This is a genomic window from Clostridium sp. (assembly GCF_051650885.1).
Taxonomy (GTDB): domain Bacteria; phylum Bacillota; class Clostridia; order Clostridiales; family Clostridiaceae; genus Clostridium.
Genome location: NZ_JBOFRG010000368.1, coordinates 1 through 6,968, shown reverse-complemented (window position 1 = coordinate 6,968; position 6,968 = coordinate 1). Strand labels below are relative to the sequence as shown.

Genomic DNA, 6,968 nt, shown 5'->3' with positions numbered 1-6,968 from the left:
CACAATAAAAGAAAGCTTAGGATATAGACCAAGCAGAGAAGAATTTATAGAAAGTATAGATGAAGAGGTATACAAAAAAGCAAGAGAATCAAAAAAGAACAATCCATTTAAAAACTACTTAGAATTCCTAAAAGAAAATGGAGAAACAACAAAAGAAGAAGAAGAGTTTTTAGAAAGTGAAGAATTTAAACTACTAAACTATATAGAAACAACAATAATGGCAAAAACATATAAAATGCCACTTCTAATGGGGTTCTACAATGAAGGTGACTTCAAGCTAGAGCTAAATGAAGAAGACATCTACAAGAAAATGAAAAAATTCTATACAAATAGTATAAATAGAAAAGATTTAATAGGAAAAAAAGGAGCAAAAGAAATAGAAACTTGGGAAAAGAAAGACTACCTAAAAAAAGCAAAAGAAATGCCAATACACTTCCTACTAAAATCAGGAGCAGAATTTTTCTATACAAACGAAGAAAAAACCATCTTTGGAATAAAAGAAAAATTCAAAACTTATAAAGAAAACAAAATGATGCAAAACCACTTCATAGATGCAGTGAAAATGAGAGTTATAGAATATTATAGGAATAGACAGAATTAATAATTTGAAATTAAAAATGAAGAATTAATTTAGGAAACATAAAGGAGAAAAGACATGAAAAAATACGATAAATTAGTAAGAGACTTAATACCAGAAATAATAGAAAGAGACAATAAAGAGTGCAAAACAAGAATAGTACAAGGAACAGAAAAAACAGAATACCTAGAAAATAAACTAAAAGAAGAAGTAAATGAATACCTAGAAGACAAAAACCTAGAAGAACTAGCAGATGTAATGGAAGTCTTATTCGCACTAGCAGACAACTTAGGATATACAGAAGAAGAGCTAGTAAACAAAAGAATAGAGAAAAAGAATAAAAGAGGCGGATTTAAAGAAGGGATAATATTAGAGGAAGTTAAATAAATATGCTTTTAAATGATAACTTTTTTAGTGAAATATATTATTATTATTATTTAATTTTGTGGAGGGAAAAATGGATTTAAGAAAACAAATTTTAGAATTTAAAATGGAAGTTTGCAAAAATTGTTTCGAAGTAGAAAATAGAAATGAGGATATAGGGATAACATTAAAGCAACAAAGTTTTAAGGAATTTATAAAAATAAATAATATTACAAATGTGTTTTATAAGTTTTCTTTTTTAGATAAAGAAGAATTTAAGATTAATGAAGAAATATTAGAAGAACAGGATATAAATAAAAAAAGACTAAAAAAATTAAAAGAACAAATTGAAAGATATAACCAAGAATTAGATAAATATGATTTTAGTATACCAGTAGAATTAGAAATTTGGACATATTATAGTCAACAGTGTATAGGAATAAAATATGAAGATTTATGGATAGATACTAGTTTAGCAACAATGAATGTTGATGAAATGTTGGATAATTATAATGATGTTTTAGAAGAATTACAGGAAAAGGCAGAAGAGCGTAAGGAAGAAGAGCTACTTGGATTAAGAGAATATATATTGGAAGATAGTGAATTTAAAATTTCTACGAACATAAGCTTGAGACAAGATTATACAATAAGATTAATTCAAAGTAAAATAATAAAAAAGTATAAACATTTATTTGTAGATGAGCAAAATGAGTTTAGTAAGCATAAAGTACTTACTTATGTAGAGCGATTGTGGAGAGAATATAAAATGGGTTATTAAAAAATTAAAGTAATTATGTAGGAAAAAATAAGTAATATACTTATATAGATGATTTTTTTATTTTGTTTTAAAGATGAAAATTAGATTTCAAAAAGTGCTTTTGTATTTGCAAGGGCACTTTTTATTTTAGAATTATTAAAATAGTCACAAATAAATTGCAATTGAATACGATATTTTTATAAATACTTTTTAGGAGATTAAAATGGAGCCAATTATAGAAAATGGAGTATTATTAAATGTGAATGATTTAAAGGGGAAGTATGCTGTTTTTAACGAGTTTAAAAATAATTTTTATATCAAATGGAATGAACCGATTGATGAAAGTATAGTAGATAAACTAGATGAAGAATTTAAGACTATATATGTGCCGGGATGTTATGCAGTTGGAAATTATGATTTGAAGAATTATCCGATGAAGGATGTTAAGATGGTTATACTAAGAGATTTAGTGAAGACAGATGTGGGAATTAAAACATACGATGAATTTGTTAAAGCTGTTGAAGTAGATATTATAAGTAAGTATGGTGATATGGTGAGAGGATTAGATTTCATATTTTCTAAATTTAAAGAGGAAAAGGGATTTGATATAAATAAAATGTTTAAAAAATATTTATTTCAAGCATATAAAGGATTCTTTAGTGAGTACAGAACCAAACTTATTTTAGCAAGTCATTCAAAATGTAGAGATGATAGAGTATTTGATGTTTATGAAACTGATAGAATAGGAGATTTATATGAGAAAATAGATTTCCTTATTTATGTAAGAAGGAATGATGGAAATTCAGATGGTTTTTGGAAGAAAGTAGGAAATGGTTCGAAAACTACAAAAAATGAAACGGAAGAAAAATGTTCTGTGGTATTTCATGGATTCAAATGTGAAAAGTGTATTCATCTTGGGTATGGGTTATATGTAGTTAAGAAAGAGGATGTTTATAGGGTAATTGAAGAAGTTTTAGCATTGGAAACTATTTAAGTACTTATTTTGGATTAATGATTAGATAAAATTAAATTATTTAAGACTATATAATTTAGCAAAAGAAGCTCATTATGAAAAGATAGTTCATAATGAGCTTTTTATATAATATTAAATTAATAAAAAATAGATTAATTTAATAAAAGATTAATAGTTAAAGTTAGAAAGTAGTGGCATTAAAAAGGAAGAGGCGAGGTAGAAGTATAATATTCATTAGAGAAAAATGTAGAGCGTTTGAAAAAAGTGCTGATTAATTATAAAATTAATAAGCTAGAGATGATAAAAAAATTAAATTAGCAAAAAAGGAAGGAAATTCCTGAATAGATATTTGATATAAAAAGTTTAAAATTAAGAGTCATAAAGAGGAAAAAACATGGGAATAAGTAAAATGCAAGGAACCTCATCTCAATTAGAGTATATTGGACCAACTGGAAGAGTACATAGAAAGTTTTGTAAATATAATAAGGATGGAAAATGTAACTTATTAAAGGCACCAACCTATTTATGTAAATGTGTTGGGCGTTTACAGTGTGGACGATTTGTAGAGATGACAGATAAAGAAAAAGAGATAGCAAAAAAAGAAGCACAGAAGAAGGCGAGAGAAGCTAAAAAGCAGAAAGAGTCTAAAAAAAGTTTAGTGGGGAAAAAAGCAGAAATAAGATTAATGACAGGAGAAATAATAATAATATCCTTAGTTGAAGATGGAAAAGAAAGTGTATTTCATAGAAAATATTCAGTGAAATCACAAATAGGAATCTCACTAAAGACAAAGAAAAAAGGATCAAGCATAACTTTAGATATAGGTGGATCAAGAATACAGGGTACATTTATAGGATTTAAAGAATAAAAATAGATAAGATTTAGAGGTAGAAAAAATGACAAATGAAAAAAGATTAGAAGAACTAAGTGAAATAGCAATTACAGTAATAAAAGAAGTTACAAAAGAAATGGCTTTTATGGGTTGGGAAGATATTGAAGAAATAAAATATGATAAAGAGAAAAAAATGATATTCATACAATATGAAACAGAAACTCAAGAGTATGAATTAGATGATATAGCAAGTATATTAAGTAGCTTAATAGACGGATTTGGTCCATGCTGTGGAGAATTTGAAGAAGAAATATATTCAATAGAGTGTGAGCTGAAAGAGAAATATGGAGAAATAGAAAAAGAAAAAATGACATATGACACAATAGTAATGAAGACAGAAATTCAAGAAAAAAGAAAAAAAGAGTTTAAAGAATATGCAGGAAGAGTAAGTTATGTTAAATATAGAGCACCAGAGGTTTTAGAGATATTAAGATTTGTTGAAGAAGAGGCACGTAAATTAATGCCTAGAGAACAGGGGTTGGGATTTCAAACAAATTTAGGAATACTTTTAGAAGATGTTACATTTAGGGATAAAGAATAAGAAGAGATAATAAAAAATAGATTAATTTAATAAAAGATTAATAGTTAAAGTTATAAATTAGTGCAAGGAAAAATCAAATTATTCTTTAAAGATAAAGGAACGATTATAACTTGAGATAGATGTGGATTTAGAATACAAGGTATATTTGAAGACTTTAAAGAATAAACTGAGAGATAACGAAATGAAAAAATTAGACTTTATTGAAGTAATATAGACAAGTCCAAAATATAAACAAGCTAAGTTTAAGACATTTGGTATTGTTTTAAAAGATAAAATGATATGAATTAGAGGAGGTAAAATATATGTTTGAAATAGATAAGGGTGCAATCACTTGGAACTTAGGAGATACTAGTTTTAGAAGAAAAGCATTGGTGCATGATTATAGAATTTTATTAAGTGAGTTAAGTGAGATGAAAGAGGAAAATGCTAATGAGTGGAATGCTAATATTCAGGCTGGATATTATAATAGTGTACGCACAAATAGTCATATTAAAATATCGAGTGAGATTAATGAAGTTGACAAAATGGCAAAAATGGGAAGAACTTTTACTAGTGGATTATTTAAAATGGGATTTTGTGATAAAAAAAGAAATTTAACAGATATTGGACTACAATTTCTAAATAAAAAGGAAATTATTTTAGATGATTTTGAAAGAAGATTGAATCTAAAAAATGATAATATAATTTTCTTAAGACAACTGTTGAAGTTATATATATGGGATAAGGATGTTGAATTGGGATTTAATCCATTTGTATTTTTAATAAAAATTTTAAATAAATATGATTATTTAGAAAAAGAAGAATTTGAAGCTATAATACAAGTATCATCAGGTAAAGTAGACTTTAATAAAGTTTTATGTGAATTTGAAAAAGTTAGAAATGGAAATATTTCTCTGGAAGAATTTTTCAATAGAAACTTAGAAAATAATACAAGTAGATATGACATTGAACAATTTACTAAAGGGAAAAGCGTTAGTGAAGAGATATTTAAAAGCATTTTTTATAACAGAAAAACAGCAACAAGTAGAGATAAATATTTTGATTTTTATAATCAGTTAATGAGATATAAAGTAGATAAGAAGAATCAAGAAGAACTAGATAAATTAATAGTATATTTGAAGGATGATATTATAAAAAAGGCATTTAATATCAGTACAATATTTAGTAATTTAAAAAAGAAATTAAGTTGTGAAAAGTTTTTAGAGGAATATTCAGAAGTTGGATTAATAAAATATGAAGATGAAAAATTTAAAAATGAGTTTTTAGAGGTATTTATAAAAGCTAAAAGAGAAGATATAGTAAAAGAATATAGGGATATGACATATAGAATATTTAATATATCAGGAATACTTAATACTAGGAATAGTGTTATCAAAATAGAGAATATATATGCTAAAGAATATTTTAAGGAGATCGATAATTATTTAAACATTACAATAAATGATAAGACTGAGGATATTTCTAAAATAATTACAATAAATGAAATTTTACAATGTAATAAAACACAAAAAATTGATGCAAAATTAAAAAATGAGTATAAACTAGATAATAAACTAAACATAATAGAATATCTAGCAAAGAAAGAAGAACAAGATTTCAATGAATTTGTAAAAAGAGAATTCAGCAAGAAGAAAATTATAAAAATATTGGAAGAAATAAGCTTAAGAAATGATAAAAATATTTTTGAAATAGTAACTGATCAAACCACTGTTCCAACAATTTTTGAATATATTTTAGGAATAGCATGGTTATATATATCAGATTTTCAGTTTAATTTATTAGAAAGCTTAAATCTAACATTAGATAGTAATTATTATCCATTAAGTCATGCTGCAGGAGGGGATGGAGATATAGTTATTAATTATGAAAAAAATAAGAAACATTTATTAATGTTAGAGGCTACGTTAATGGATATAAATACGCAGAAACGAGGCGAACTAGAGCCTGTGGTAAGACATTCTGTAAATTTGAAAATTAAAGCTAAGAAGAATAATATTAATGCATATAGTATCTTTGTTGCAAATGAATTGGATAATAATGTTATAAATATATTTAGGACATGCAATTTATTGAATTTGGAATCTTCTTTTAATAAAGGGAAATTTACTGTAGGTACAAAAATAGTTGCATTTAAGATAAGTGAAATAATATCAATTTTAGAGAAAGATATTAAGTATGACAAAATATTTAATGCGATAGAATACGAATTTGAAGATGATTCAATAAATAGAATAAATAATAGTTGGCGAGAAAAGTTTATTAATAGGATAATTTAAAAGATAGTGGAAAATCTACTATCTTTTTTAGTGACAAAAAAAGAAAAATTTGATATACTTACGTTGCATTGTTGCTTAAAATGGAAATGAAGAATGGAATGGTGAAAATGAAATTTAATATAAACAATAGAAGATATTTAGGGTGTAAATATTCTCTTCTAAAAGAAATAGAAGGATGTATAAATATCAAGAAAATAGATTCAGTAGCGGATATATTTGCAGGTACAGGAATAGTGGGGGAGTATTTTGCAAGTAAAGGAAAAAAGGTTATCGTTAATGATATTCTATATTCTAATTATGTTATATATAATTGTTTTTTTGGAAAAGAAAAATTTAATAAAGAAAAAATCATAAAATATGTGGAGATATATAATAATTTAAAAGCAAGTGAATTATGTGAAAATTATTTTTCACATAATTTTGGTGATACATATTTTAGTAATGATAATTGCAAAAGAATAGGATGGATTAGAGAAAATATCGAAAATGAATTTAATCAAAAAAATTTAAATGAAAGAGAAAAAGCAATATTAATAACATCATTAATATATGCCATAGATAAAATTGCAAATACTGTGGGGCATTATGA

At 25.2% G+C, this 6,968-nt stretch carries 7 protein-coding genes and 1 pseudogene; all 8 read left to right on the top strand.

Going from position 1 to position 6,968, the window contains the following annotated elements; genetic code table 11:
* A pseudogene (locus tag ACRC28_RS19005) lies at positions 1-601 on the top strand (NgoFVII family restriction endonuclease); the annotation flags it as partial.
* Between the two features lie 54 nt (positions 602-655).
* Positions 656-964 carry a MazG-like family protein gene (locus ACRC28_RS19000; protein WP_438545027.1) on the top strand — a complete coding sequence of 103 codons (309 nt, stop codon included), beginning with the start codon at positions 656-658 and terminating at the stop codon, positions 962-964.
* A 70-nt stretch (positions 965-1,034) separates the two neighbouring features.
* Complete coding sequence (locus ACRC28_RS18995; RefSeq protein ID WP_438545026.1) at positions 1,035-1,718, top strand: hypothetical protein; 684 nt, start codon at positions 1,035-1,037, stop codon at positions 1,716-1,718.
* A 202-nt stretch (positions 1,719-1,920) separates the two neighbouring features.
* A complete protein-coding gene (locus tag ACRC28_RS18990; RefSeq protein ID WP_438545025.1) occupies positions 1,921-2,691 on the top strand; it encodes a hypothetical protein in 771 nt (256 codons plus the stop codon).
* Between the two features lie 373 nt (positions 2,692-3,064).
* Positions 3,065-3,538, top strand: a complete 474-nt coding sequence (locus ACRC28_RS18985) for a hypothetical protein (protein ID WP_438545024.1) — start codon at positions 3,065-3,067, stop codon at positions 3,536-3,538.
* Positions 3,539-3,566: 28 nt separating this feature from the next.
* Positions 3,567-4,103, top strand: a complete 537-nt coding sequence (locus ACRC28_RS18980) for a hypothetical protein (RefSeq protein ID WP_438545023.1) — start codon at positions 3,567-3,569, stop codon at positions 4,101-4,103.
* Between the two features lie 302 nt (positions 4,104-4,405).
* Entirely contained in the window at positions 4,406-6,379 is a 1,974-nt protein-coding gene (locus ACRC28_RS18975) for an AlwI family type II restriction endonuclease (protein ID WP_438545022.1), read from the top strand.
* 80 nt (positions 6,380-6,459) lie between these two features.
* Positions 6,460-6,968, top strand: a 509-nt coding sequence (locus ACRC28_RS18970; RefSeq protein ID WP_438545021.1) for a DNA adenine methylase, incomplete at its 3' end; no start/stop codon positions are given.